Origin of the sequence: Neisseria sp. SLRRB23 (assembly GCF_050896295.1) — a bacterium.
Taxonomy (GTDB): domain Bacteria; phylum Pseudomonadota; class Gammaproteobacteria; order Burkholderiales; family Neisseriaceae; genus Neisseria.
In genome coordinates this window covers 1-353 of sequence record NZ_JBPBFH010000166.1, presented here as the reverse complement: position 1 = coordinate 353, position 353 = coordinate 1, and the positions used below count along the sequence as shown (strand labels likewise).

The 353-nt window shown below is 52.4% G+C and carries 2 pseudogenes; one reads left to right on the top strand and one right to left on the bottom strand.

Features of this window, described 5'->3' with window-relative positions:
* Window positions 1-134 (bottom strand): annotated as a pseudogene (locus tag ACRPFF_RS11725) (nicotinamidase); the annotation flags it as partial.
* 3 nt (window positions 135-137) lie between these two features.
* Between ACRPFF_RS11725 and ACRPFF_RS11720 the strand changes: the two are divergent.
* Window positions 138-254: pseudogene (locus tag ACRPFF_RS11720) on the top strand (undecaprenyldiphospho-muramoylpentapeptide beta-N-acetylglucosaminyltransferase); the annotation flags it as partial.
* Window positions 255-353 lie beyond the last annotated feature (99 nt).

Genomic DNA, 353 nt, shown 5'->3' with positions numbered 1-353 from the left:
GGCAAACCTGGCGGCGTAAACATATCAACAGAGTTATCCACAAGCCATTTCGCTGCCGCATGATGAGCATATTTCGTCATCACACGCAAAGCAGCCAAAGCAGCTTGGGCATTTAACTCTTCGACAATCAAATGCCGTACAAAACCGTCCGCGAAGCGCAGCGGATTATCCGCAAACACCGTGTCGAGTGCGTCATCGGCTTCGGCGGTTTTGTTACCTTTCCCGGCGGTCTGGCGGCGAAACTCTTGGGCGTTTCTTCCTGACTGCCGGCTTCTTGGGTATGATGTACTATTTCGTACCCAAACAAGCAGGTCCTGTCTCTTATACACATCTCCGAGCCCACGAGACTCGAC